Genomic DNA, 26,017 nt, shown 5'->3' on the forward strand with positions numbered 1-26,017 from the left:
CCGTGACCGAACATCCGCGCGACACACCGCAGTTCTATCTTACCGCTCCCTCGCCCTGCCCGTATCTGCCGGGCCGGGAGGAGAGGAAGGTATTCACGCATCTGGTCGGCGAGCGGGCGACGCAGCTGAACGACGTGCTGACCCATGGTGGCTTCCGCCGTTCGCAGTCCATCGCCTACCGGCCCGCCTGCGAGCAGTGCCGCGCCTGCGTCTCCGTGCGCATCTGCGTCGATGAGTTCGAGGAGACCCGTTCCTTCCGCCGCGTGCGGCAGGCCAATGCCGACCTCATCGGTGACATGCGCGCCGCCGTTCCAACGGCCGAGCAATACTCGCTTTTCCGCGCCTATCTCGACAGCCGGCACAGCGATGGCGGCATGGCCGACATGACGGTGCTCGATTACGCGATGATGATCGAGGACAGCCATGTGCGCACGCGGCTGATCGAGTATCGCCGCCGCGGTCCCGGCACGGCGGTGCATGGCCGCGGCCAGGGGGCACTCTATGCGGTGGCGCTGTCTGACGTGCTCGCGGACGGACTTTCCATGGTCTATTCGTTCTACGAGCCGGACGAGGCCGCGCGGTCCATCGGCACCTTCATGATCCTCGACCATGTCAGCAAGGCCAAGGCCATGGGGTTGGCCTATGTCTATCTGGGCTATTGGGTCGATGGATCAGCGAAAATGGACTACAAGCGCCGCTTCCTGCCCCAGGAGCGGCTCATGCCGAATGGCTGGGAACGCGTGGACGCGTGAGGCGCCTCACTCACCGAAGACTAAGGGTCAGAACCTGTTGTTGCGGGGAAAACCCTTGGGCGGCAGCCGGCCGGCGCTGGCCCGCTCGCCGCGCCACTCCGTGAGGTCCGATACCGTCCATGTGCGGCCAGACGTATCGGTCCAGGTCAGGCCTTCGGCCGCGCTGAAGACCTTCACGTCGCTCATGGCGCCATCCTTGTAACGCTGGAGCCGCACGCCGCGTCCGCGCGTCATTTCCGGGATCTGCGCGAGCGGGAAGACGAGCAGCTTGCGGTTTTCGCCGATCACCGCGACCGTGTCGCCGAGGGCGGGCACCACCTTGCAGGCCTCCTGCCCGTCAACGCCAAGAACCTGCTTGCCCTTGCGGGTATTGGCGACGCAATCATCCTCGGCGACGAGAAAGCCCCGTCCTTCCTTGGCGGTCACCAGCAGCTTGCGACCGCTCTGATAGGGCCGCACATCGACAATATCGGCTTCCTGTTCGAGGTCGATCGACAGGCGCATGGGTTCGCCATGGCCGCGCCCACCGGGCAGCTTGGAAGCCTCCAGCGTGTAGAAACGCCCATTGGTGGCAAAGATCAGCAGCTTCGACGTCGTCTCGGTGAAGAAGCTGATCTTCAGCTTATCGTCGCCCTTGAAGGTGAGCGCGGACAGGTCGCTCACATGGCCCTTCAGCGCACGGATCCACCCCTTTTCGGAGACCACGACGGTGATCGGCTCGCGCTCGACCAGCGCCTCGATCACGGCATCCGCGCCATGCGCCGCCGCTTCGCCGAAGCTGGTCCGACGGCGCCCGATTGCCGTTTCCGGTCCGAACATCTTGCGGACCTCACCAAGCTGGCCAGCGACGGCCTTCCACTGGCGCGCGTCCGAATCGAGCAGCTTTTCCAGCCCGTCCTTCTCCTTGGACAGCGCGTCGTGCTCCTTGCGGATTTCGAATTCCTCAAGCCGACGCAGCGAGCGCAGGCGCATGTTCAGGATCGCTTCGGCCTGAACATCGCTGAGCTCGAACCGCTTCATCAGTTCCGGCTTGGGCTCATCCTCCTCGCGGATGATGCGGATCACCTCGTCGAGATTGAGATAGGCGATCAGATAGCCGCCAAGCACTTCCAGCCGGTGCTCGATCTGGCCGAGGCGATGACGGGAGCGGCGCAGCAGTACATCGCGGCGATGGTCGACCCATTCCCGCAGCGCCTCGAGCAGGCTCACCACCTTGGGCACCTGGCCGCCGACCAGGACGTTCATGTTGAGCGGAAAACGGACTTCCAGTTCCGTCACCCGGAACAGGCTTTCCATCAGCAATTCGGCGTCGACGCCCCGCGCGCGCGGCTCCAGCACGAGGCGGACATCTTCCGCCGATTCGTCACGCACATCGGCGAGAAGCGGCAGCTTCTTCTCGTTGAGGAGGTCCGCGATCTTCTCGACGAGGCGCGATTTGGGCACGCCATAAGGAATCTCGGTGACGACGATGATGTAGGTGCCGCGCCCGGTCTCTTCCTTGTGCCAGCGCGCGCGCAGGCGGAAGCCGCCCCGGCCGGTGGCATAGGCATCGGCAATGGAGGACGGTGCTTCGATGATGACGCCGCCGGTGGGGAAATCCGGCCCTTTCACGAAGCGCAGCAGATCATCCGTCGTGGCGTGCGGGTTCTCGATCAGATGCAGGCTGGCGTCGATCAACTCGGCCGCGTTGTGCGGCGGGATCGAGGTCGCCATGCCGACGGCGATGCCGGTCGAGCCATTGGCCAGAAGGTTCGGGAAGGCACCGGGCATGACGACCGGTTCTTCGGTCGTGCCATCATAGTTCGGACGGAAATCAACGGCGTCCTCGTCGATGCCGTCGAGGATCAGCCGCGCGACTTCGGTCAGCCGCGCCTCGGTATACCGTTCGGCCGCCGCGTTATCGCCGTCGATGTTGCCGAAATTGCCCTGGCCGTCGACCAGCGGGTAACGCTGTGAAAAGTCCTGCGCGAGACGGACCATGGCATCGTAAATCGCCATGTTGCCGTGCGGATGGAACGAACCCATCACGTCGCCGACGATCTTCGCGCTCTTACGGAAGCCGCCGCCAGGATCGAGCCGTAGCAGACGCATGCCGTACAAAATACGCCGATGGACAGGCTTGAGACCATCGCGCGCGTCCGGCAGCGCCCGGTGCATGATGGTGGAGAGCGCATAGGCGAGGTAGCGCTCCTCGAGCGCCGCCTTCAGCCCGATCGGCTCGATCGCACCGCTGTCGGTCGGAATTGGTCCCTCTCCCATGAGATATGGCTACAAGGAACCAGCGACGGGAACAAGACATGAACGGGCGACCGTCCCCAACTGGCTTCTCCAAGCCACCCCGGGAGAGGATGAGACATAATGTCTCATTTCCGATTCTGCATAGCTGATCTGCGTCGCGCGGTTTCGATCATTTCACATCCGGCGCCTGTCGATGAAAATCAAGGGGATAGGGGCGGCGACTGCAATCCCCGGTTTCGCATCGGTTTCAGTTCCCGAAGCAAATGAATGTTTCGAAAATCGTTGTAATTTATCGCTTTTTTCGCCCTAACGCGGTAATGTTACGGCCATAAGAAAAGTAGGAGGACGCCATGAGACAGCTTAAGCTTGTCCTTGGAGTTGCAATCGCCACATGCGGATTTGTCGTTTCGGCTCAGGCCGCTCCGATAGCAACGACCATGCCGGAAATAGGCGCGGGCACCGTGCCGACGCTCATTGCCTGGCAGAATGTCTGCCGGGAGCGAACCTATCTCCGGCGCGACCGTAACGGTCGGACGGTGATGTTGCAGGCGCCAAGCTGCACGCCGGTATGGATCGGTCGGCGTTATTTCGCCAATGGCCGTTATTACGCGGACCCGACCTTCACCACGCCGATCTACTGATCCGTGCGCATGAGGGTTGCAATCAGCGCCTCGCGTGACGCCGGCATCGGCAACGCGCGAGGCTCAAACACCCGTCGTTCGAGGAAATAGCCGGTCAGCAACAGGCCGGCCTGGATATCCTCGCGCGCGGGCGGTTCCGCGACTTCAGCCATAAGAAAATAGGGTAGGTTGAAAAGCTGAGTGCGCCAGGGTTCACCCGCCGCGCGGCTGACTGCCCTGCCCGACTTTGGCGAGACATAGAGCAGGTCGTTGCGACCTCCGGTCGCCGCACAGGCGGCGAGATCAAGGCCAAACCCCAGTTCGGCCAGCATCATCAGTTCGAACCGCGCGATCATCATGCCGACCAGCGGCTTGTGCTCGAGATGATCGACGATGGTCGCCAGCGCCGCATGAAGCTCGGGATGGGGATCGCGCTCGGGCAGCAGCCGCAACAGTTCGCCGAGATGGCTCAAGGCGAAGGCAGCATGGGCATGCGCCATCATCCGGTCCGCGCGGGCGGTCGTGACCTCCAGCGCATAGCTGCCGAGATGCTCGTCGAGGCGCGCACGCCATACCGCGCGCACGCCATTGCCCTGCTGAAGATTGGATGCCTGACGGCGCGAGCCCCCGCCCCGCACGATGCCGAGATGGCGGCCATGGGCGGCCGTCATCAGTTCGACGATGGCATTGGCCTCACCAAGCCGCCGCACGCCCAGAATGATGCCCTCATCGGTCCATTCCATGGGCGCCCTGCCCGTCTCAGTCCGAACTCGGGAATTCGAGGCCCATTTCGCGGTAACGCTCGGGATCGTCCGCCCAGTTCTCCCGCACCTTCACGAAAAGGAACAGATGCACCGGCTGTTCGAGAATCTCGGAGATTTCGCGCCGGGCGCCGGTCGAGATGGCCTTGATCGTCTCGCCACCCTTGCCGAGCACGATCTTCCGCTGGCTCTCGCGCTCGACGAAGATCGTCTGCTCGATCCGCACCGAACCGTCCTTGCGCTCCTGCCAGGAGTCGGTCTCGACCGTGGAGCGATAGGGCAGTTCCTCATGGAGCCGATGGAAGAGTTTTTCGCGGGTGATCTCGGACGCGAGCATCCGCATCGGCGCATCGGAAATCTGGTCTTCCGGGTAGAGCCAGGGGCCGAGGGGAAGGGTCTGGGCGAGCCAGTTCCGCAGATCGGCGAGGCCATCACCGGTCAGCGCCGAAACCATGAACAGCCGGTCGAAGCTGATCTTATCGGCAATGGAGGCGGCGAGTTCCAGGAGTTCCTCACGCTTCACCAGGTCGATCTTGTTGAGCAGGATCGCGCGTGGGCGCCTTACGTCAATAAGCCCACGAATGATCGCGGCGACCTCCTCGGTCACTCCGACACGGGCGTCGATCAGCAGCACGACCGCATCCGCGTCACCCGCACCGCTCCAGGCGGAGCGCACCATCGCCTTCTCAAGCCGGCGCTTGGGCGCGAAAATGCCGGGTGTGTCGACGAGTATGATCTGCGTCGCGCCTTCCAGGGCGATGCCGCGCACCAGCGAGCGCGTCGTCTGCACCTTGTGGGAGACGATCGAGACCTTGGTGCCGACCAGCGCGTTGGTCAGCGTCGATTTGCCCGCATTGGGTGCCCCGATCAGGGCAACGAAACCGCAGCGGGTGTTTTCGGCCATACCCTGTGGGGCCATGCCGTTATCGGCCACGTCGTTCATGAATCAACCTGTTCGAGAAAGGCCGATGCTGCGGCCTTCTGCGCAATCTGTTTCGAGGAGCCGGCCGCTTCCACCGGATCGAAGCCGGGGAGTTCGACCGCTATGCGGAATTGCGGATTATGGTCCGGACCGGAGCGGTCCACCAGCCGGTAGGTAGGAGGCGGCAGACCACGCGCCTGGGCCCATTCCTGAAGCGCCGTCTTGGGGTCCCGCGCCGAGCCGCCCGGCATTTGCAGCCGCGGCCGCCAGAACCGCTCGACCATGGCCTCCGCTGCCGCAAAACCACCGTCGAGATACACGGCGGCGAGAACAGCCTCGGCGATATCGGCCAGAATCGCCACGCGCGCCCGCCCGCCGGCCCGGTCTTCACCGGCGCCAAGCCGAATATGCGGACCGATATCGATAGCGGCGGCGACCGCGGCGCAGCTCTCCTCGCAGACAAGGTCGGCCAGCCGCCGTGATAGTTCGCCTTCCTCGGCGTTGGGAAAGGCGCGGTAGAGCATGTCCGAGACAACGAGGCCGAGGACATGGTCGCCGAGAAACTCAAGCCGCTGATAGGAGCGCACCCGCGCCCGCGACCCCTGCACACCGGTAACCGCGCTGATATGGGTCAGCGCCAGCAGCAGATGGGCGCGATCCTTGAAGCTGTGGCCAAGCGATTCTTCGAGCTTCTCCAGACCGGCCTCGTCGGCCGCGGTGCGCGCGTTCTGGCGGTTTGCGCGCGTCATCGCACGAAGGAGAACAGCCGGTCCCAACGGACCGTCCAGGGCCATTTCCAGAACTGCCAGGCCGCATCGCCTTCCTTCACCGAGAAGAAGATGACCTGGGCACGGCCGATCAGGTTGTCATAGGGCACATAGCCGACCTGACTGAGCACCCGACTATCGGTCGAGTTGTCACGGTTGTCGCCCATCATGAAATAATGATCCGGCGGCACCTTGTAGACCGGGGTGTTGTCGTAGAAGCCATTTTCGACGAGGTCGAGCGTGTAATAGCTGACACCGTTCGGCAGGGTTTCAGTCCAGCGTTTCACACGCTGCACCCGACCGCCGCCCTCATCATCCATCCAGTAACCCGCATCCTCGCGCTTCACCGGCTGGCCGTTGATGTGCAGGACGCCGTCGATCATCTGGATCTCGTCGCCGGGCAGGCCAATCACCCGCTTGATGTAGTCCGTGCTCTCATCGCGCGGCAGCTTGAACACCACCACGTCTCCGCGGTTCGGCGTGGAGCCGAGCAGGCGACCGCTAAATAGCGGTGGCGAGAACGGAAAGGAGAAACGGCTGTAGCCGTAGCTGAACTTCGACACGAATAGATAGTCGCCGACCAGCAGTGTCTCCTTCATCGAGCCCGAAGGGATGTTGAAGGGCTGGAACAGAAAGGTGCGGATGATGATGGCGATCAGAAACGCCTGGAGGATCACCTTGACGGTTTCGCCAAGGCCGCCTTCCTGCTTCTTCGGTTCGGTGGTCGAGGTCATGTCGCTTTCCGCTGCGGGGCGCGGCACAAGCCCCGCCGGCCGTGGGCTCCTATAGCCGCTCGCCGCCGCGGCGGCAACGCGGCCCAGTCACGATGTCAGGAGCTTCCCGGCCGTCATTCGCCCGTGCCCTTCGGAACCGCGCTGATGATGACAAAGGCCTGGGCGATCGGACCGTCATCCGTGATGGTAAGATCGATCCGGGCCACGCACCCGGCAGGGGTAATCGCGTCAAGTCGCTCGCGCGCCCCGCCGGTGAGTTCCATGGTCGGCTGGCCCGAGGGCAGGTTGACCACGCCCATGTCCCGCCAGAACACGCCCTGGGCCAGCCCGGTGCCGAGCGCCTTGGCGCAGGCCTCCTTGGCGGCGAAACGCTTGGCGTAGCTTTCCGCACGCCGGGCCCGCCGTTCGGACTTGGCCCGCTCGACAGGCGTGAACACCCGTTCGAGAAAACGCTCGCCATGCCGTTCCAACACTTCGGCGACGCGGCGGGCGTCTGTGATGTCGGAGCCTATGCCAATGATCATGCGGGTCTCATGCTGCCACGGGGCGGCCGGCAGCCCGGCCGCGCGCCATGGCCACGCGCATATGCCGGACGGCACCTTCAAGCCCGTCGAAGATCGCCTCGCCGATCAGAAAATGCCCGATATTGAGTTCACGAACCTCCGGCAGCGCCGCGATGGTCTCCGCCGTCGAATAATCGAGCCCGTGGCCGGCATGGATTTCCAGCCCCAGGCGAGCTCCCTCTCTGGCAGCGTGCGCCAGACGTTCGAATTCGAGAGCGGCCTCATCGTTGCGGCGCTCGGCCAGCAGATCGCACCAAGCGCCAGTATGCAGCTCGATGACCGCCGCGCCGATATCCGCCGCGCGGGCGATCTGGTCAGCGTCCGGGGCGATGAACAGCGAAACGCGGATGCCAGCCTTGGCCAGTTTTTCCAGCTTGTGCGCCAGTTCGATACCGCCGCCAATTACATCCAGCCCGCCTTCGGTCGTGCGCTCCTCGCGCCGCTCGGGCACGAGGCAGCAGGCATGGGGACGCAACTCGGTCGCGAGCGCGACCATGTCATCCGTAGCAGCCATCTCGAAATTGAGGGGCACGAGAAGGACTTCGCGCAGACGCCTCATGTCCGCGTCACGGATATGGCGGCGATCCTCACGCAGATGGGCGGTGATGCCGTCGGCTCCCGAGGCGCAGGCGAGTTGCGCCGCGCGCACAGGATCGGGAAGCGACCCACCCCGCGCATTTCGCACCGTGGCGACGTGGTCGATATTCACGCCGAGGCGCAGCGGCGGCACGATGCGGGTCATCGGCTCAACCCTTCACGCCCTGAATGGCGCGGCTGCCCGGCTTGACCGGCGGCAGCGCCGCGAGTTCCGGCGGCAGCGCGTCGGCGGGATAGGCGGGGATGTCGAGCTTGCAGAGCGCCACCAGCTTCACGCCGAGATCGGCCTTGCCGTTGGAGCGGTCGATCAGGCAGGCCGCGCCGACGACATTCTTGGTATGCTCAGCGATGGAGGCGAGGCATTCGCGCGAGGACAGGCCGGTGGTGACGATGTCTTCGACCATCAGCACCTTGGCGTCCTCGGGGATTGTAAAGCCGCGACGAAGCTGGAACTTGCCGTCCTCGCGCTCGACGAACACCGCCTTGGCGCCGAGCTGGCGGGCGGTTTCATAGCCGGGAACGATGCCGCCGACGGCGGGGGAGACGACATAGTCGATCTTGCCGAAGGCCGCTTCGGCCTTCTCGGCCAGCGCCCGGCACAGCCGCTCGGTGCGCACGGGATCCTGGAAGATAAACATCTTCTGCAGGAACACCGGGCTGCGCAGACCCGACGACAGGATGAAGTGCCCGTGGAGCAGCGCGCCGGCGTCGCGGAATTCGGCCAGAACCTCGTCTTGTGTCATCTCGGTGCCCGCAGGTCGTTTTGATCGTGCGGCGGTGATAACCGATCCGACAGCCGACGTCACCGCCCGACCCTTCGATCAGGCGGCGACCCGCTCGGCACCGAGTTCTTCGGTCCACACCTCGAACCCGGCCAGGCCATGGGGCCCGAAGGTGGACACGATCGGCACATCGGCCGCGTCGCGCCCGCGCGCCATGACGATGCGACCGATCCGGGGCCTGTTGTGGCGCGCGTCGAAACTGTACCAGACACCGTCAAGATAGGCCTCGAACCAGGCGCTGAAATCCATCGGCGCCGGGTCCAGCGGCACGCCAATATCGCCGAGATAGCCGGTGCAGTAACGCGCCGGAATATTCATGGCGCGGCACAGGGCAACGGCAAGATGGGCGAAGTCCCGGCACACTCCCCGCCCCTCGCGCAGCCCACCGGCGGCGGTGCGGGTGCAATCGGCATAGCCATAGCCAAAACTGATGTGACCGTGCACGAAGTCGCAGATCGCCTGCACGCGGGCCCACCCCTCCGGCACATTGCCGAACCTGTTCCAGGCTTCCAGTCCCAGCAGGTCGCTCTCGCAGTAGCGGCTGGGCAGGAGATAGCCCATCGCCTCCTCGGGCAGGTCGATAACCGCCGTCTGGACTGCCGAGGGCACGACGCGATCATGCTGGCCGCTATCCTCGATCACACCATGACGCTCGATGAGGGTTCGCCCCGGGGGTAACAGCGCGCGCTGGCGCACATTTCCGAACAGGTCGCTGGCACGCCGATAGGGGACATCTCGGCCGTCCTGCGTCCTCATCAGCAGAGCCGACTCGACCACGATGTCGGAATGACGATCCGGGTGAATGTCGATGGCAAAACTGGCTGCCATGGGTGCCGCGCATTCGAGCGCGATGCGATAACCGTAACGGATCCGCATGGCGGCCCTCCTTGGCGTCGGAACGAGATGACGTGGGTCAGAAAGTCCCGCCGGGACGGGTAGAGGCGCACGAGCGCGCGCGTACGCAAGCGAGAACGGCCCGGCCGGAGAGTTGCTCCATCCGACCATGAACCTGAACGGCGACGTCGCGCATGGCGCGACCCCATAACTCTCGGGCACCGCCCGAAAGAATGAGCAAAGTTCCCTTGAACTGTTCGGCGACCATCGGCACTTCCTCGCGCTGTCGGCAATTCGTGCTGCGACAACGCTGAGCACCCGAGGCGGTTCCGATCAGCCGTTCACACGCTCCACGCTGGAAACGACAGCCCGAGCGCGAAGGTCCGCGATGATGCCATTGAGGTGGCGGAGATCATAGACGCCGATGTCGATGACAATACGCGTAAAGTCCGCCGAGCGCGAGGACATACGGACATTGTCGATATTGCCGTCGCGCTCGCCGATCACCTGCGCGATCTGCGCCAGTGAACCGGGCTCGTTGGTTGCCACAACCACGATCTGTACCGGAAAGCGTTGCGGGTTGTCTTCGTCGACATCCCAGCGCACGTCCAGCCAGCGTTCGGGCTCCTCCTCATAGTCCTGCAGAGCCGGAGACTGGATCGGATAGACGGTGATGCCCTCGCCTGCGGTGAGAATACCGACGATCCGATCGCCCGGCACGGCCCCGCCGTTCGGCGCGAAGCGCACCGGCAGTTCCCGATTGATGCCCCGGATCGGAATCGCCGTCTGCGGGTCGGGATCGCTCTCGATTCCCGGAATCTTGAATTTGAGGCTCTGGCCCTGATCGAGTTCGAACCAGCCTTCGCCCGCCGGCGCGGCGCGCTCCTCCGGCCGCGGACCCGTCCATTCCGGGTGAAGCGCCTTCACGACGTCATCCGCGCGCATCTCGCTCCGGCCCACGGCGGCGTAAACGTCTTCGAGCGAGGTGCGCGCAAGCCGCCCCACGGCCGACGCCAGCTTTTCCTCCGAAAACACCTTGCCGGCGCGGGCGACCGCGCGTTCGACGATCTTCCGCCCGAGGCCCGCATATTGAGCGCGCACGGCGGCCCGCGTCGCCCGGCGAATGGCGGCACGCGCCTTGCCGGTGACGACGATGGATTCCCACGCCGCCGGAGGCGTCTGCCCGGCGGCGGTGATGATCTCCACCTCGTCGCCATTGTGCAGTTCGGATACCAGGGGCGAGACGCGGCCATTGACCTTGGCGCCGACCGCACGATCACCGACACCGGTGTGAACGGCATAGGCGAAGTCAATGGGCGTCGCGCGCCGCGGCAGGATGATGAGGCGGCCCTTCGGCGTGAAGCAGAAGACCTGATCGTGGAAAAGCTCGAGCTTGGTGTGTTCGAGGAATTCCTCGGGGCTGGAGCCCTCCGCCAGCAATTCGATGGTCCGCCGCAACCAGGCATAGGCGCTAGAGTCGCGGGTCGTCGGATCGACCGGCCCCGACGCATCCTTGTAAAGCGCGTGAGCGGCAATGCCGTATTCGGCGATCTCGTGCATCTGCCGGGTGCGGATCTGCAGTTCGACGCGCTGGCGGCCGGGACCCACGACGGTGGTGTGAATCGAGCGGTAGTCGTTCTGCTTGGGCGTCGAGATGTAGTCCTTGAAGCGGCCGGGTACGAGCGGCCACTTGGTATGGACGATGCCCAGCGCGCCGTAGCACTGCTCAAGCGTATCGACGAGGATGCGGAAGCCGTAAATATCCGAGAGCTGCTCGAAGGCGACCGACTTCAACTCCATCTTGCGCCAGATGGAATAAGGGCGCTTCTCCCGCCCCTTCACCGTCGCGGCGATGCCCTTCTGCGTGATCGCCTCGGACAATTCCCGCTCAATCGAGGCAACAAGCTCGCCATTGTTCTCCTTGAGCGCCTGAAGGCGGCTGAGGATCGAATCATAGGCCTCGGACGAAAGCTGGCGGAAGGAGAGATCCTCCAGCTCCTCACGCATGTCGTGCATGCCCATGCGCCCGGCAAGCGGCGCGTAGATGTCCAGCGTCTCCTGGGCGACGCGGTTGCGCTTTTCCTCCGGCACCCATTTGAGGGTGCGCATATTGTGCAATCGGTCGGCGAGCTTGACGAGAAGCACACGCACATCGTCGGCGATCGCCAGCAGCAGCTTGCGGAGGTTCTCGGCCTGTTTCGCCTGTTTGGAGACGAGATCGAGCTTCTTGATCTTGGTGAGACCCTCGACCAGCGCGCCGATCTGCGGCCCGAATATGCGGTCGATTTCGTCGCGGGTGGTGTCGGTATCCTCGATCGTGTCGTGCAGCAGCGCCGCGACGATGGTCGCATCGTCGAGCTTCAGGTCGGTCAGGATCGCGGCGACTTCGAGCGGATGCGAGAAATAGGGATCGCCCGAGGCACGCTTCTGCGTACCGTGAGCGCGCATCGCATAGACGTAGGCCCGATCAAGCAGCGCCTCGTCGGTGTTGGGATTGTACCGGCGGACGCGCTCGACGAGCTCGTACTGCCGCATCATGACAGGGCTACTCGCGAGATGAGACGGGCAAACGGCCCGACAGGCTAGATATTGCCCTCCACACCCGGCGAGGCAAGCCGCGCCCGCCGATATGGAGGCCGAAACGTAAACGGCCCGGCACGAGGCCGGGCCGTTCAGATAGGATGAGGCGGGCCTCAGCCCTCGTCGTCGTCGCTCGGCTCCGGCGGCACGAGGCCCTGGAGGCCGGCCAGCAACTCTTCTTCGGTCATGCGGTCGAGCATGACATCGGAATCATCGGCGCCGTGGGAGGCGCTGGAGGCGATCATCGGAACCGTCTCGGGCTCCGGCTCGTCCACCTCGGTGAACTTCTGGAGCGAGTGGATCAGGTCTTCCTTGAGGTCTTCCGGCGAAATCGTCTGATCGGCGATCTCGCGCAGGGCGACCACAGGGTTCTTGTCGTTGTCGCGATCAATGGTGATCGGAGAGCCCGACGCAATCATGCGGGCACGATGGCCCGCGAGAAGAACGAGTTCGAAGCGATTGTCGACCTTGTCGATGCAATCCTCGACGGTGACGCGAGCCATGCCTCGGCACTCCTGTCGGTGGATAGATGAAGTGCCGTGCCATAAACTAATGCACCATGAAGGGCAAGAGCGGCCGCCGATGTTTGGCGCTGGACCGCCAGGCCTCAGCTGCCGCTCAGGCGCGAAAATGGGGGGCAGAGCGCGCCATTGTCCCGACCTCGCCACAAATGGGATATGAGTAGGTAGCCGATCCAACCTCGCGGCATAGCGACCCTGGATCGAGCCCTTTGCATTTCAAACGTTCAGGTATTGCATCACTATGGTTCAAGGCATGGAAAAAACCGCCCTGTTCATTGACGGCGCCAACCTTTATTCGGCAACCAAATCTCTCGGCTTCGATATCGACTACAAGCGACTTTTGAAGGAATTCCAGACGCGCGGCTATGTTCTTCGCGCGTTTTATTACACCACACTGGTTGAGGACACCGAGTATTCCTCCATCCGCCCGCTGCTCGACTGGCTGGATTACAATGGGTATTCCGTCGTCACCAAGCCGGCGAGGGAATTCACCGACAGTCAGGGCCGGCGCCGGGTTCGCGGCAACATGGATATCGAGCTGGCTGTCAGCGCCATGGAACTCGCCGGCCATGTCGACCATATCGTGATCTTCTCCGGCGATGGCGACTTCCGCTCGCTGGTCGAGGCGATCCAGCGCAAGGGCGTGCGGGTCACGGTCGTCTCCACCATGCACACGCAGCCTTCGATGATCGCCGACGAACTGCGGCGCCAGGCGGATGTGTTCATCGACCTCGTGGACCTTCAGTCCCGCGTCGGCCGCGATCCTGCCGAGCGTTCGGGCCGCATGCAGGAGCCGCCGCGCTTCCTGGAGCGGCGCTCCCCCGCACCGGGCCCGGATGACGATCTCAGCGACAATTGACCGCCATGACGGCGACACCCGCCCCGGCATCGCCCGAACCTTCGCATGACTGCCCCTATTGTCCGCGTCTGATGGCTTTCCGCGAGCATTGGCGCGCCGCCGAGCCCGGCTGGCACAACGCGCCCGTGCCGTCCTTCGGTCGCGAGGACGGGCGGCTGCTCATCGTCGGGCTGGCGCCGGGCCTGCGCGGGGCAAATCGTACCGGGCGCCCCTTCACCGGCGACTATGCCGGCGAACTGCTCTATTCCACGCTCATCACATTCGGCTTCGCGACCGGCGTGTTTGAGGCGCGAGCGGACGATTCGCTCCGCCTCAGGGATGCCCGGCTGACCAATGCGGTGCGGTGCGTGCCGCCCGAAAACAAGCCGACGACCGAGGAGATGCGGACCTGTCGGCCTTTTCTGTCCGCCACGCTCGCCCAACTGCCACGTCTTGGAGCCATCGTCGCACTGGGCAAGATCGCCCATGATCAGGTGCTCGCCGCGCATGGTCACAAGCTGTCGCACTTCAAATTCGCCCATGGTGCGGTGCATCGGTTGGGCGATGTCCTGCTGTTCGACAGCTACCACTGCTCCCGCTACAACACGAATACCGGGGTACTGACGACGGAGATGTTCCACGCCGTCTTCGCCCGCGTGCGCGCCCATATCGACACGCTCGACTGACCTCTCGCAGCCGCCTTAGGGCGCCACGGGTGCCCACAGCACATCCTCGATGCGCCGGGCGCCGCTCGCCAGCATCGCCAGCCGGTCAAAGCCGAGCGCAATACCCGAGGCCTCTGGCATGACGGCGAGCGCGGCCAGGAAATCCTCGTCGATCGGGTAGCGGTCGCCATAGATGCGCTCCTTTTCGTCCATCCAGCCATCGAAACGGCGGCGCTGCTCGGCTGCGTCGGTCAGCTCGCCAAAGGCGTTGGCGAGTTCAACCGCACAGACATAAAGCTCAAAGCGTTCTGCCACGCGCGGGTCACCCGGTTTCGGGCGGGCGAGTGCAGCTTCGGAGATCGGATATTCGCACAGGATGGTGGGGCGCCCCAGCCCCAGAAAGGGCTCGATCTTCTCGACCATGACGCGCGTAAAGACATCCGCCCAATTGTCATCTTCAGCCACGCGGATGCCAGCGGCCCGCGCCGCCTGCCAGAGTCCATCCCGATCATTGCCGGCAACATCGACGCTGGCCATCAGGTCGATGCCGGCAAAACGCGTGAAAGCCTCGGCAACGGTCAGCCGTTCCGGTGGGAGGCTCACATCGCACTCCCGGCCGGCGAATCGGAAGATCGACGATCCCATCGCCCGCGCCGCCGCCGCGAGGATGCCGGCGCAATCCTCCATCAGCACCTCATAAGTCTCACCCGCGCGGTACCATTCCAGCATGGTGAACTCGGGATGGTGCAGCGTTGTCCGCTCGCCATTACGAAACACGCGGGCGAAGGTGAACAGCTTGTCCTCCCCCGCCGCGAGCAGCTTCTTCGCCGTGAATTCCGGCGAGGTATGCAGATAGCGCGGCGCGCGCGTGCCGTCCGGCGCCTCCAGCTCGGTGGCGAAGGCCTTGAGATGGATCTCATTGCCGGGTGAGAGCTGGAGGATCGGGGTCTCGACCTCGATGAAGCCGCGTTCGGCAAAGAAGCCGCGCAGCGCCGCCTGCACCCGCTGACGCGCGATCAGGAAGGGGCGCCGGTCGGCATGGATCTGCGGCGTCCACCAGGGCGAGACGGGAAGCGACATGGAACGGGCTCCGGCGCAGGCGGGCGGGGTTGGCGGATGACGGTCGCGCTTGTATAGGAGGCGCCAAATGGAATCCCCCGGTGCCTCCGCGCGATGCGGCGCACCCAACAGCCAGAGGACCTCTATGGTCAAGGTCATCGCCAGCACCCTACGCAAGGGTGCCGTTCTCGACATCGACGGCAAGCTCTATGTCGTGCTCACCGCCGAGAACATTCATCCCGGCAAGGGCACGCCGGTGACGCAGATCGACATGCGCCGCATCTCGGACGGGGTGAAGGTCTCCGAGCGCTACCGCACCACCGAGCAGGTGGAGCGCGCCCATGTGGAGGATCGCCCCTACACCTTCCTGTATTCGGACGGTGAGGGCTATCACTTCATGAACCCGGAAAATTACGATCAGGTGGCCGTCTCTCCGGACGTGATCGGCGACCAGTCCCCCTATCTGCAGGAAAGCATGCAGGTGATGCTGTCGGTGCATGAGGGCAATGCCATTGCCATCGAGCTGCCGCAGCGCGTGGTCCTCGAAGTGGTCGAAACCGAGCCGGCGATGAAGGGGCAGACCGCCTCCTCCTCCTATAAGCCCGCGATTCTTTCCAACGGCGTGCGTTCGGCCGTTCCTCCGCATATCGCGGTCGGCACCCGGATCGTGGTCATGACCTCGGATGGCTCTTATGTCGAGCGCGCCAAGGACTGACCTGTCCTGATGCCGCGAATCAAAAAGCCCGGCCAAGTGCCGGGCTTTTCTTGTTTTCTGAGCTGAATCAGCCGCGATCGCGCATGAGCCGCTGCTTGTCGCGGGCCCAGTCTTTTTCCTTCAGCGCCTCGCGCTTGTCATGCGCCTTGCGGCCGCGCGCGACGGCAATCTCGATCTTCGCGCGGCCCTGCTCGTTGAAATAGATCTTCAGCGGCACGACCGTCATGCCCTCGCGCTCGACCGCCTGCCAGAGGCGGGCGATCTGCCGCTTCTGCAACAGCAGCTTGCGCGGGCGCCGCGGCTCATGGTTGAAGCGGTTGGCCTGCAGATATTCCGGGATGAAGGAATTGTAGAGGATGGCTTCGCCGGTCTTGGCGGAAACATAGCTCTCCGCCACGGTCGCCCTGCCCTCGCGCAGGCTCTTCACCTCGGTGCCACTGAGAGCGATGCCCGCCTCAAATACCTCCCCGATCTCGAAATCGAAACGAGCCCGGCGATTGTCGGCCACCACCTTGCGGGGAAGTTCTTTCTTCTTCTCGGCCATTGCTCTCGCTCCGGAACGGAGCGCCTGCCCCGTTTCCCGTCAGTTGATCAGTCCGGCGTGCCGCATCGCGGAGCGGACGATCTCCTTCGTCCCCTCGCTCACCGGCACCATCGGCAGGCGCGCCTCGTCGGCAATCTTGCCGAGCACGCTCAAGGCATATTTGGTGGGGCTCGGGTTGGTTTCAACGAACAGCGCCTGGAACAGCGGGAACAAGCGATCCTGAAGTTCCAGTGCCTTGGCATAGTCGCCCGCGATGCAGGCATTCAGCAACTGCGAGCAGAGCTTGGGCGCGACGTTGGACGCGACCGAGATGCAGCCATGGCCACCATGCGCCATGAAAGACAGAGCCGTCGCATCCTCGCCGGAGAGCTGGTTGAAGGCCGGACCCATGGCTTGGCGCTGCTGGCTCACCCGCGCGAGGTTGGCGGTCGCATCCTTCACCCCGACGATGTTCTTCAATTCATAGAGACGCGTCATCGTCTCGACCGACATGTCAACCACCGACCGGCCCGGGATATTGTAGATGTAGATCGGAATCCCGATGGCGTCGTTGATCGCCTTGTAGTGCTGGTACAGGCCTTCCTGGCCGGGCTTGTTGTAGTAGGGCGTCACAACCAGCACCGCATCCGCCCCTGCCTTCTCGGCGTGGCGGGCGAGGTCGATCGCCTCGATCGTGTTGTTCGAGCCGGCCCCAGCCATCACCGGCACGCGCCCGGCGGCCTGCTGCACGGTCCATTCGACGACAGCCTTGTGTTCGTCATGCGAGACGGTCGGGCTCTCGCCCGTGGTGCCGACTGGCACGAGGCCGTGAATGCCTTCCTCGATCTGCCAGTCGACGAGGCCACGGAACGCTTTCTCATCCAGCGCGCCATCGCGGAACGGCGTGACCAGCGCCGTGAAGGATCCACGGAGGGGCAGCGAATGGGGCATGGAGCGCTCCTGAATTTTCTCATCTTGTTGCGCGCCGATCCGTTATGGCGCCGCAAAGGGGGCATGGAATATCGCGTCGGCGAGGCGGAAGAAAGAGCCTTGTTGGATCAAAGCTTGGCAAAGAACGACCGTAGCGGCACCCTGCCCCTGTTTCGCCGGGATACCCGCCTACAACTGCCAGAGGCGCGTGAGGGAAACCCTATGCAGCCGGTTGTGGTTAGCAATTCGTCAATAAGATCGAGCGACAAAGGGACAGGCGGGCCCGGGCCGGGCTCGCCGCGCAGGGCAGGCAACGCCTGCTTGTCGGGAGTGCTTCGGCCATGAGCGACACGATCAGCCGACAACGGCACGCGGCTTCTCTCGCCCCCACGGTGGGTGACAGCGACAATGTGCGGGCTCGCGCCCGGCGCCCGTCCGGCGTGTTTCACCGGGCAATGGTGCTGCCCGTGCTGACCGCCATGCTGCTTGCCTCGGTTGGTATGACCGCTCCGGCCGCTGCGGCATCCTCCAGCACGGTCGCACCCAAGCCGCCGCAAAAGCCGGCAGCGAAACCTGCGGCCAAATCCAGCGCAGCCAAGCCCAAGCCGGCCAGCAAGCCGGCGGCAAAAACGGTTGCCCGGCCTCCATCCAAGCCCGCGGCAAAGCCTTTGGCGGCGCCTGCGGCCGCCGCTGCCGTGGCGGCGCCGGCCCTTGGTACGCCCGCCCTTGCCGGCGCCCCGGCCGATCTTCGGCGTGCCATTGCCCTGATCGAGCAGGGCCAGAGCGCGCCCGCCCTCGCCATGGCCGATTCGATGCGCGATCCCGGTGCCCAGGCTCTGGTGCGCTGGCTCGCCTTGCGCGTCACCGCGCGCGATGTCGGCTTCGACCGAGCGGTGGCGATCCTGAACGCCCACCCCACGCTTCCCACGCCCGTCGTGCTGCGCCGCCGGCTTGAGTATCTGCTCTATGTCGAGAACAAGGACGCGCAGACGATCCTCGCTTTCTTCGCCGAGCAGCGACCCTATTCCGGCGAAGGAAAAATCGCCCTCGCCCGTGCCCTTTTCGCCGCCGGCGACCAGAAGGCCGGTTCGGCCTGGCTGCGCGACGCGTGGCGTGAGGACGCGCTGTCGTCGGATGTCGAATCGACGGTGATGGCCGAATTCGGCGGGGTTCTGACGCGCGCCGATCACAAATACCGCGCCGACAAGATGCTCTACGGCGAAGATGCCGAGCGCGGCCTGCGCGCCGCGCAACGCGCCGGCACGGACGTCGTTGCCCTCGCCAAGGCAAGGATCGCGCTGTTCTCGAAGGGCGGCGACGCGCAGAAGCTGCTTGCGGCTGTGCCGGCGTCGCTGCGTTCCGATCCCGCCTATATCTACACCCTCGCCAAGATCCAGCGGCGGGGCGGTGACGACAAGGCGGCGGCCCGTACGCTGTCGGCGGCGCCCAAGGATGCCGCTCTCCTGGTCGACCCTGACGAATGGTGGGTCGAACGGCGCCTCGTCGCGCGCGAACTGCTCGATCTCGGGGACGCCGGCACCGCCTATAAGGTCGCGCGCGATGCCGTGCTGCCGGAAGACGGCCATAAGCGGGCGGAGGCGCAGTTCACCGCCGGCTGGATCGCCCTTCGCTTCCTCAAGGACCCGAAGACCGCGCTTCAGCACTTCAGCCGCGTCGCGGAAAATCAGGTGCACCCGGCGACCATATCGCGGGGCTATTATTGGCAGGGCCGCGCCTGGGAAGCCCTCGGCTCCACCGCCAATGCCCGCCAGCATTATGAATCGGCGGCCCAGCATGGCACCGCCTATTACGGCCAGCTCGCCAGCGCCCGGCTGGGACGGCCGACGGTGAAGGTGCATGCCGCCCCCGCCGCCAACGCCGCCCAACGCGCCGCTTTTGCGCGCGACGAGGGGGTGATGATCTACAAGCTGCTGCAGAAGACCGACAAGTCGAGCCTGCAGCTCGCTCTCGCCTATGACCTCGCCGAACGCCTGCCGGATGCCGCCCAACTCGGGCTACTGGCCGAACTGGCCCGCGCGGATGGCGACGCCCGCACCATGACGACGGTCGGCAAGATCGCGCTCAATCGCGGTTTCAAGCTGGAAGCCGAGGCCTATCCGGTCATCGGCATGCCCAGTTACAAGCCGATCACCACCGATGTCGACCGTGCCCTCGTCTACGCCATTGCGCGGCAGGAGAGCATGTTCAACCCGGCGGCGCTGTCCAGCGCGGGTGCGACCGGCCTCATGCAGGTCATGCCCGCCACGGGGCGCACGATCGCCAACCGCACCGGCGTGAGCTTCGCCCCCGCTCAGCTGCGCAACCCCACGGTGAACGTGCAATTCGGCGCCGCCGAGCTGCGCAGCCTGCTCGACAATTATCATGACAATTATGTGCTGACCTTCGCCGGCTATAACGCAGGCCGGGGCAATGTCGCGAAATGGATCGCCGCCTATGGCGACCCGCGCGACCCCTCCGTCGATCCGATCGACTGGGTGGAGCGGATTCCCTTCTCGGAGACGCGCAACTATGTGCAGCGCGTGATGGAGAATGCGCAGATCTACAAGGCCCGCTTCGGCACGCGCGACACGCTGCAGATCGAGGCCGATCTGCGCGGTTCGCGCCTGTGATCGCCTAAGAGCCTCAGGCTTTTGCCGTGCGGCGCCTTGTCATGCGCCGCAACCAGCAGCCGGCGGCGCAGCCGACGATATAGGTGGCCAGAAGCAGCAGGGCCATCTCGATTGCGAGGATCGTCATCGTGCGGCCTCCGCGTCCGGCCGGTCAGCGCGGCGGGAAGGCGAGCAACCGGACAGCCATCCCGTCAGCACGCCGATGGCGAAGGCGGCGGCGACATAGGGCCAAAGCTCAAGCGTCAGGAACCACATGTCTACCTCACGATGAGCTGGAGGCCTGCCTCGGACGAGGCGGCATCGGGTTGGCCCTGGGCAATGGCCGGCGGGCTTCCCGCCACGATTCGATCCGGCGCGATGCCAGCCTGGGCGAGATAGTCCGACACCGCCTTGGCGCGCGCGGCCGCGACGCCGGGCGCCGCCTCCCCCTGCTGAACACTGACCTGCACGACCGCGTCAGGGCATCCCGCCGCAGCCGCGGCGACATGATCGAGAAGCCCCCGGCTCGCGGCGGCGATGCCATTGTCCGACATGGAAAAGGCAATGCTGCCGCGCGCGAGCAGATCATCGATCGCCTTCTGACACATGGCGTTGTCCCCGGCGTCATGACGGGCGGCAATATCGAGTGCCAATTCAAGCGAGAAGCTCTTGGGCAGCGCCGCGGCGAGATTGGCGCGAATGGACTCGATGGCGGCCGGATAGAGCGCGGTCCCGGTGAAGCGCAGCTTGGTGTCGTCAAAGCGCGCTTCGCCGGCACTGAGCCGGGCCAATTCGCCAAGGGCCACCATCGCCATGTTCGAAAAGCCAGATGGAGCTCCCTGGGCAAGGGCCGAGACATCGTTCACTGCCCCCCCGAGCAACAACGCCTTCGCCGCCTCCACCAGGCTCTGATGCGCGGCGGCGTCGGGATAGAAACCGGAGATGGTCAGTCCTTCGCCATCCTTGCGCAGACTGAACACATAGGGGGAGACAATGGGCGGACGCACATCCCTTTGAAGGGTGAAGCCGCCGGGCAGGGGTGAGGCCAGAGCCGCCTCAACCGTGGCGAAGGCCGCCGAGTCCACGGCCTCCCCACTGATCGACAGCGTCGCGTCCTTGCCCCGCACCGCACCGGATCTGAGCTTGGCGAGTTGGCCCACGCCGAACACGGTGGCGTTGACCCACCCCTCCGCTGCCGGACCACCCGCGCCAATACGCATCTCATCGCTGAGCGGTACGCCGGGGAAACCGGCCCTTATGGCATCGAGGAGCAGCCGCTTGGCATCCTCGGAAGGGGCATAGCCGGTGAGACGGATGCCGTTCCCGCCACGCTGGACGCCCCAGACGAAGGGCGACACGGTCGGCGGTTCGACGGCAAACCGTGTCAACGTGTAACCCTCGGGCACGGCACGGCGCGCGCCCGCCAGGGCGTCATAGGCGGCAAAGTCCGGGGCCGTGCCCTCAATCGCGAGAGTGGTGCCAGAAAGCGCGACCTTGCCGTTCGGCAGCCGACCGAGTTGGGCCAATGCGAAGGATACCGCCTTCAGCCAGCCATCGGTCGGCGGCGAGCCATCGGCGAGGCGCAGACGATCGGAAATGGCCGCTCCGGGCACGGCCGCCCGCACCATGTCGAGCAGAGCGCGCCGCGCATCGCCCAACGGTATGTAGCCGTCGAGCGCGACACCATCGGGCTCGCGCGTCGCCGACCAGACGAAGGGAGAGACCGCCGGCGGCAGCACGGCGAATCGGGCCAGTTTGAAGTCGGCGGGCAGTTCACTGCGAACCGTGACCTCCAGCGCATCATAGGTGGCAAAATCCGGCGCCCGACCCTCGATGGAAAAGGCGTCGTCGGACAGCGTGAAGCGGCCCGCCTGCATCTTGCCCAGTTGCTCCAGGCCAAAAGCGACCATGCCAATGAAATCACCGGCCGGCACGCCGCGCGCCCGGACGAGTTCCTTGGCGCCGCTGACCACGACGCCGGGCGTCATTTTATCGGCAGCCTCGATGATCCGCTTTCGGGCATAGACCGAGGGCACATAGCCCTCCAGTCGAAGCTTGGTGCCGTCGCGGATGGCGGAGAACGTAAAGGGCCGCCGCTCCGGCAGCAGCGTGGTCCGATCCTCGACATGCCGGACGCCAAACATCTGCGCGAGCTCCGCCCGCACCTTCACGCGCGCGTCCTCGGAAAGGGCCTCCCCCTCCAGCAGTGCGTCGCGCCCCTCGAAACTCGCCCGCGCCCAGGATTCACCGATGGCGACGAACAGCCGGTCGGTCTGGTCGGTCAGTTCCGCCTCGATCGGCGCGCGCCCGAAATGCAGCGCGGCGACAATCAATAAAATGAGGGCCGGCAGTCCCTTCCACCAGCTCCGCCATCGACACATGCAGTACTTCCCCCTCACAGGCCGCGCCGTCTCCCGCGACGCAACCGGGAGCCAATCATAATTCAAAGGCGTGAAAAAGGAGACCGGACAGGGTCGTCAGACCCATTCGCCCCGTCGCATCACGGGCTCGGCCTCACCCGACGCCGAAATGCCGTCGACATCGACCTCGCCCGAACCGATCATCCAGTCGATGTGGATGAGGCTCGAATTCGCGCCGCGGGCAGCGAGTTCCTCGGGTGTCAGGGTCGCCCCGTTGATGAAGCACTTGGAGTAGGACTGGCCAAGCGCGATGTGGCTCGCGGCATTCTCGTCATAGAGCGTATTGTAGAAGAGAAGCCCGCTCTTGGAGATGGGCGACGAATGCGGCACAAGCGCGACCTCGCCGAGCCGGCGCGCGCCCTCATCCGTGTCGAGCACCTTGTTCAGCACATCCGCGCCGGTGCGCGCCGTGGCGTCGACGATCCGCCCACCCTCGAAGCGTACCGCGATGTCCTGAATGAGCGTCCCCTGATAGGAGAGCGGCTTGGTGCTGGCGACATAGCCGTCCACCCGACCCTTGTGAGGCGTGGTGAACACCTCCTCGGTCGGAATGTTGGCGTTGCAGATAATGCCGTTCTTGGCCGTCGACGCGCCACCGGCCCATTCGTGATCATCCGCCAGACCCACAGTCAGGTCGGTACCGGGCCCGCGAAAACGCAACGCCGCGTAACGTTTGGCATTGAGCTGGGCCGTGCGCGCGTGCAATTCGCCATTGTGAACATCCCAGGCGGCGATCGGGTCCGGGGTGTCGACCCGCGAGGCGGCAAAGATCGCGTGCCAGAGCTTGGCGACGGCGATGTCTTCCGGGTCGTCGGGGAACATCGCCTTGGCCCAGGCCGGCGAGGCGTAGGACACGATGGTCCAGTTAATGTCGAAGCCGGCGATCAGCGACAACGCCGGCATATAGGCTTTGGAGCGGGCGCGATTGGCACGCGAGACCTTGTCGGGATCCTCATGGGCGAGCAGAACCGGATTGTCACCGGAGATGGCGAGGCGCGCGGCGCCGCTCTTGAAGGCGTTGGCCATGCCCTCATAGAGCCAGCCGCTCGCATGGTCGAAGCTCTCGTCCGATGCGTTGCGGAACCGCATGAGAGCGGCTTCCTCGTCGCTGAACAGCGTGGTGACGAGGCTGGCACCGGCGCGATAGGCATGCTCGGTGATGCGCCGAACCAGCGGCAGCGCCTCGATCGAGGCGGTCATCACCAGTTCCTGACCCGGGCGCAAGCCGAGCCCCACATGCACCGCAACCTCACCGAGGCGGTCAAGCCGCTCCTCATGCGATAGCGCCTCAGGGGGTACGCCAGCGTGCTTGGTCATGGGGCCTCTCCGATGCTCGCAGCCATTTCGAGTCGCGGGCCATTCAAGAGAGGCGATGGTCCCGCCGTCAAGGCGAAGACGGACGAGTAGGGTGTTTGCCCGCGCATCGTGTCACCGGGCCCGAAGGGGCAGGCAAGTGCATCCTGTCCCTTCGGGTGATCGCGATCGCTATTTGGAAATCGGCCGCGCCATCGGCTTCACGATCACCTTGCCCATCGGGAACCAGGGGTCGGCATAGGTTCCGTAGCTGGGCCCCATGGAGCGAAACCAGGGCCGCGCCTGAGGCAGCATATCGGTGCGCGTGTAGAGGTCGCCCTCGAACGGGCCGGTGAACTCCATATACGGGTTCTGCATATGCGGGAGAGACGCCTTCAGCGCCTGAGCCGTTCCGCCGAGGCCCGCCAACATGGCGAGGGCAGCGGTAGTGAGAAGCCACTTGCGCATATTGGGTCTCCCTTGCGCGCGTGAACCGGCATCGCGGTGCGGCCGGCAGACAGGGCCCAACGGGTCCCTCGTCACAAGGTTGCACATTAACATCTTTGAGGATGCCGCACGAGCGCCTGACGCAGCGTCTCAAACGATCCGAGCGCTCTACCAGCCGACCAGCAGATCGACCAGCATCCCCGCCGCCAGCGCGACGATGAGGCTGATGCCGAGCGCGATCACAACGGAAATGCGGGTCTGGCGCTGCAGCCGACGATTCTTTGTCGTAAAGCCGAGCGCCTCGACCGCTTCGGCGATGGCCTCGGCCGGCCCGCTCCAGACGCGCTGTCCGTCGGGGACGATCATTAGGTTCTCGGGCTTGCCGAAATCCTCCACCAGACGCCCCTGCCCGTCTCTGCCCTGCGGACCGGCAGCTATCCTCTCGATCAGCGCGCGCGGCTCGTTCGACCAGAGGAAGAACGGCTTGCCAAGCGCCTCGGCATAACCGATCTCGAACGCGGTGCCGGGGTCCATGTGCTCTCCCCGGAAGGGTGAGATGTCGGCAATGACCGCGTCGGCGTCGTGGATCATGGCGATGCAGCGGCGGCGGATATTGTCCGCGGCAACATCGAGCGGATAGAGCCCCTGCGCGCCCTGCGCTTCGCACAATGCCTTCAGTTCGGCGCCGCGCTCAGCGGCATCGGGCCGAAACACGTCGGGACCCGCGAGATAAAGGCGCAGTTGCATGCGTTGTTTCCTGATGCTGTTGGGCGAGGACCCATGCGGCGGCAGGTTTAGTCCCCCGGCGAGCCTACGCGCAATTGTTCGAAGCGGATCGCGTAGCGCCTCACCGGCCAGCCAAGACGCTGAACAGATCGGGTTCGCGCGCGGGCGGCGGATCCTCCCTGGCGCCACGAGCGACAATCATCAACGCGGTGTCCGGGAGCGGACGCTGAAGCGCGCGGGCCTCGCTCCAGGGGGCGCGCAGCCACGTCTCCCATTCGTCCGGCGTGGTCAGGATGACCGGCATCGCCTTGGGATGAATGGGAGCGACCACGCCATTCGGTTCGGTGGTGAGAAAGCCGAACAACTCCGTGGAGACGGGGCCTTCCTTGATCTTGCGTACGCCCGTCCAGCTTGTCCAAAGGCCGGCGAAGAAGGCGAGCGGCCGGCTTTCGTCGCGGGCGAACCACACGGGCTCATGCGTCGCGACGGCGTTCTCGGAGAAGCTGGTGAACGGCACCAGGCAGCGATTCTCCGGCATCAGCCATCCTCGCCAATGGGCCGAGTCGCTATTGCGGATGTTGGTGATGCCCGGATCGCGTCCCCTGCCCTCGATCAGAAACGACGGCGAGGGCATGCCCCATCGGGCACGAACGAGTTCGCGCCCCTGCCCCATGCGCTGGCGCACGATGGGTGCGGGATAATCGGGAAAGATGGCCGGCTGCGGCGCCAGGTTTCCAGCGGCATTGGTGAACGGCCCGACCAGATCGGCGATGGCCCGGAGGTCGCTCTTATGGCTGTAGAGATTGCACATCTGTCAAAGCTAGATCGCCGCGATACCGTAGCCAAGCCGATCGGCGACGACGCAAGGCGCGGCCCGGCTTCGCTCAGCGGGTGCCATCAGCGCCACCACCTTCTGCCGACCAGCCGGCAACCTCCATCAGGCCCGATCGGCCCGGTATCAAGATGGGGTTGAAAGCACCACCCTCACCTGTTCTCATCCGCCAACTCACGCAACGGAATGTCGGCATGGGCGAAGGATCATTTCTCTTCAAGGCCGCGCTGGTCGTGCTCACCTTGGGCGTCCTCGCCTATATGTTCCGCATCCTGGGTTGAGGATCCCG

The 26,017-nt window shown here is 64.9% G+C and carries 26 protein-coding genes; 6 read left to right on the forward strand and 20 right to left on the reverse strand.

Going from position 1 to position 26,017, the window contains the following annotated elements:
• Positions 1–2 precede the first annotated feature (2 nt).
• Positions 3–752: an arginyltransferase gene (locus KIP89_RS05150; protein WP_213754321.1), complete on the forward strand. Its 750-nt coding sequence runs from the start codon at positions 3–5 to the stop codon at positions 750–752.
• Between the two features lie 27 nt (positions 753–779).
• Here KIP89_RS05150 and parC read toward each other — a convergent pair whose 3' ends face one another.
• A complete protein-coding gene (gene parC / locus KIP89_RS05155) occupies positions 780–3,011 on the reverse strand; it encodes a DNA topoisomerase IV subunit A (RefSeq protein ID WP_213754322.1) in 2,232 nt (743 codons plus the stop codon).
• Between the two features lie 416 nt (positions 3,012–3,427).
• On the opposite strand from parC, the gene KIP89_RS05160 reads away from it, so the two are divergent.
• Positions 3,428–3,631, forward strand: coding sequence for a hypothetical protein (locus KIP89_RS05160; RefSeq protein ID WP_213754323.1), 204 nt, complete (start codon positions 3,428–3,430; stop codon positions 3,629–3,631).
• Here the strand turns inward: KIP89_RS05160 and recO are convergent.
• From recO to rpoZ, 10 genes are all read right to left on the reverse strand, one after another.
• Entirely contained in the window at positions 3,625–4,353 is a 729-nt protein-coding gene (recO, locus tag KIP89_RS05165) for a DNA repair protein RecO (protein ID WP_213754324.1), read from the reverse strand. The two genes, KIP89_RS05160 and recO, sit on opposite strands and share 7 nt — an antisense overlap.
• A 16-nt stretch (positions 4,354–4,369) precedes the next feature.
• On the reverse strand, positions 4,370–5,314 hold the full coding sequence (gene era, locus KIP89_RS05170) for a GTPase Era (RefSeq protein WP_213754325.1): 945 nt from the start codon (positions 5,312–5,314) through the stop codon (positions 4,370–4,372).
• Positions 5,311–6,042, reverse strand: coding sequence for a ribonuclease III (gene rnc, locus KIP89_RS05175; RefSeq protein WP_213754523.1), 732 nt, complete (start codon positions 6,040–6,042; stop codon positions 5,311–5,313). Before rnc ends, era begins: the two co-directional genes overlap by 4 nt.
• Positions 6,039–6,794, reverse strand: a complete 756-nt coding sequence (lepB, locus tag KIP89_RS05180; protein ID WP_213754326.1) for a signal peptidase I — start codon at positions 6,792–6,794, stop codon at positions 6,039–6,041. The genes rnc and lepB overlap by 4 nt, the downstream gene beginning before the upstream one ends.
• 113 nt (positions 6,795–6,907) lie before the next feature.
• The gene (acpS, locus tag KIP89_RS05185) at positions 6,908–7,318 is read right to left on the reverse strand and encodes a holo-ACP synthase (RefSeq protein ID WP_213754327.1); all 411 of its coding nucleotides are present in this window, start codon (positions 7,316–7,318) and stop codon (positions 6,908–6,910) included.
• A gap of 7 nt (positions 7,319–7,325) precedes the next feature.
• Positions 7,326–8,099 (reverse strand): pyridoxine 5'-phosphate synthase, encoded by a 774-nt coding sequence (locus tag KIP89_RS05190; protein WP_213754328.1) that lies wholly within the window; start codon positions 8,097–8,099, stop codon positions 7,326–7,328.
• 4 nt (positions 8,100–8,103) lie between these two features.
• The gene (gene pyrE, locus KIP89_RS05195; RefSeq protein WP_213754329.1) at positions 8,104–8,697 is read right to left on the reverse strand and encodes an orotate phosphoribosyltransferase; all 594 of its coding nucleotides are present in this window, start codon (positions 8,695–8,697) and stop codon (positions 8,104–8,106) included.
• 78 nt (positions 8,698–8,775) lie between these two features.
• Positions 8,776–9,612: a transglutaminase-like domain-containing protein gene (locus KIP89_RS05200; RefSeq protein ID WP_213754330.1), complete on the reverse strand. Its 837-nt coding sequence runs from the start codon at positions 9,610–9,612 to the stop codon at positions 8,776–8,778.
• Between the two features lie 291 nt (positions 9,613–9,903).
• A complete protein-coding gene (locus tag KIP89_RS05205) occupies positions 9,904–12,108 on the reverse strand; it encodes a RelA/SpoT family protein (protein WP_213754331.1) in 2,205 nt (734 codons plus the stop codon).
• 155 nt (positions 12,109–12,263) lie between these two features.
• Entirely contained in the window at positions 12,264–12,653 is a 390-nt protein-coding gene (rpoZ, locus tag KIP89_RS05210) for a DNA-directed RNA polymerase subunit omega (protein WP_213754332.1), read from the reverse strand.
• Positions 12,654–12,912: 259 nt separating this feature from the next.
• Between rpoZ and KIP89_RS05215 the strand changes: the two genes are divergently transcribed.
• Complete coding sequence (locus KIP89_RS05215; protein ID WP_213754333.1) at positions 12,913–13,530, forward strand: LabA-like NYN domain-containing protein; 618 nt, start codon at positions 12,913–12,915, stop codon at positions 13,528–13,530.
• A 5-nt stretch (positions 13,531–13,535) separates the two neighbouring features.
• Positions 13,536–14,195: a uracil-DNA glycosylase gene (locus KIP89_RS05220; RefSeq protein WP_213754334.1), complete on the forward strand. Its 660-nt coding sequence runs from the start codon at positions 13,536–13,538 to the stop codon at positions 14,193–14,195.
• 15 nt (positions 14,196–14,210) lie between these two features.
• Here KIP89_RS05220 and epmA read toward each other — a convergent pair whose 3' ends face one another.
• Complete coding sequence (epmA, locus tag KIP89_RS05225; RefSeq protein WP_213754335.1) at positions 14,211–15,254, reverse strand: EF-P lysine aminoacylase EpmA; 1,044 nt, start codon at positions 15,252–15,254, stop codon at positions 14,211–14,213.
• A gap of 124 nt (positions 15,255–15,378) precedes the next feature.
• Between epmA and efp the strand changes: the two genes are divergently transcribed.
• The gene (gene efp / locus KIP89_RS05230; RefSeq protein WP_213754336.1) at positions 15,379–15,948 is read left to right on the forward strand and encodes an elongation factor P; all 570 of its coding nucleotides are present in this window, start codon (positions 15,379–15,381) and stop codon (positions 15,946–15,948) included.
• Positions 15,949–16,015: 67 nt separating this feature from the next.
• On the opposite strand, the gene smpB is transcribed toward efp, so the two are convergent.
• Both smpB and dapA read right to left on the reverse strand, forming a co-directional pair.
• Entirely contained in the window at positions 16,016–16,492 is a 477-nt protein-coding gene (gene smpB, locus KIP89_RS05235; RefSeq protein ID WP_213754337.1) for an SsrA-binding protein SmpB, read from the reverse strand.
• A 39-nt stretch (positions 16,493–16,531) separates the two neighbouring features.
• Entirely contained in the window at positions 16,532–17,422 is an 891-nt protein-coding gene (gene dapA, locus KIP89_RS05240) for a 4-hydroxy-tetrahydrodipicolinate synthase (protein WP_213754338.1), read from the reverse strand.
• Positions 17,423–17,742: 320 nt separating this feature from the next.
• Here dapA and KIP89_RS05245 point away from each other — a divergent pair, with 320 nt between their 5' ends.
• Positions 17,743–20,031 carry a lytic transglycosylase domain-containing protein gene (locus KIP89_RS05245; RefSeq protein WP_250152202.1) on the forward strand — a complete coding sequence of 763 codons (2,289 nt, stop codon included), beginning with the start codon at positions 17,743–17,745 and terminating at the stop codon, positions 20,029–20,031.
• Positions 20,032–20,154: 123 nt separating this feature from the next.
• Here the strand turns inward: KIP89_RS05245 and KIP89_RS19960 are convergent, their stop codons facing one another.
• The 6 genes from KIP89_RS19960 to KIP89_RS05270 form a co-directional block, all read right to left on the reverse strand.
• Positions 20,155–20,286, reverse strand: a complete 132-nt coding sequence (locus tag KIP89_RS19960) for a hypothetical protein (protein WP_256441424.1) — start codon at positions 20,284–20,286, stop codon at positions 20,155–20,157.
• Positions 20,287–20,288: 2 nt separating this feature from the next.
• Complete coding sequence (locus KIP89_RS05250) at positions 20,289–22,181, reverse strand: flagellar motor protein MotB (RefSeq protein WP_369807051.1); 1,893 nt, start codon at positions 22,179–22,181, stop codon at positions 20,289–20,291.
• Between the two features lie 306 nt (positions 22,182–22,487).
• On the reverse strand, positions 22,488–23,747 hold the full coding sequence (locus tag KIP89_RS05255; protein ID WP_213754340.1) for an aminopeptidase: 1,260 nt from the start codon (positions 23,745–23,747) through the stop codon (positions 22,488–22,490).
• Positions 23,748–23,915: 168 nt separating this feature from the next.
• Positions 23,916–24,191, reverse strand: coding sequence for a hypothetical protein (locus tag KIP89_RS05260; RefSeq protein WP_213754341.1), 276 nt, complete (start codon positions 24,189–24,191; stop codon positions 23,916–23,918).
• Between the two features lie 147 nt (positions 24,192–24,338).
• The gene (locus KIP89_RS05265) at positions 24,339–24,917 is read right to left on the reverse strand and encodes a nucleoside 2-deoxyribosyltransferase (protein WP_213754342.1); all 579 of its coding nucleotides are present in this window, start codon (positions 24,915–24,917) and stop codon (positions 24,339–24,341) included.
• A 100-nt stretch (positions 24,918–25,017) separates the two neighbouring features.
• Positions 25,018–25,707: an SOS response-associated peptidase gene (locus tag KIP89_RS05270; RefSeq protein WP_213754343.1), complete on the reverse strand. Its 690-nt coding sequence runs from the start codon at positions 25,705–25,707 to the stop codon at positions 25,018–25,020.
• Positions 25,708–26,017: the final 310 nt, after the last annotated feature.

This window comes from Ancylobacter radicis, from assembly GCF_018449475.1.
Lineage (GTDB): Bacteria > Pseudomonadota > Alphaproteobacteria > Rhizobiales > Xanthobacteraceae > Ancylobacter > Ancylobacter radicis.